This window comes from Halorubrum sp. SS7, assembly GCF_005435055.1.
In the GTDB taxonomy this organism is placed as follows: Archaea; Halobacteriota; Halobacteria; order Halobacteriales; family Haloferacaceae; genus Halorubrum; species Halorubrum salinarum.
The window spans coordinates 1-207 of sequence record NZ_SGXV01000841.1 but is presented as its reverse complement, the minus strand read 5'-3'; the positions used below and the strand labels follow the sequence as shown (position 1 = coordinate 207).

The window sequence follows — 207 nt, the reverse complement described above, 5'->3', positions numbered from 1 at the left end:
GACGCCGACGAGCCGCCGGTATAACCGCCGCGACCGGTCGCCGGTCAGGACGCCCCACTTGTACAGCGCCATGCCGAGCAGCATGGTGCCGCCGATCTGCCAGAAGCTCTGGACGATCCCGACCTGTCGGTTGAACGCGGTCGGCGCGCGGTGGTCGAACTGTTCGAGCCACCCGCCGCGGTAGGCCATCACCTCCCGTCGGATCGC

General features: G+C 69.6%; 1 pseudogene. It reads right to left on the bottom strand.

Annotated features, from left to right (window positions below):
• Positions 1-207 (bottom strand): annotated as a pseudogene (locus EXE44_RS20080) (hypothetical protein); the annotation flags it as partial.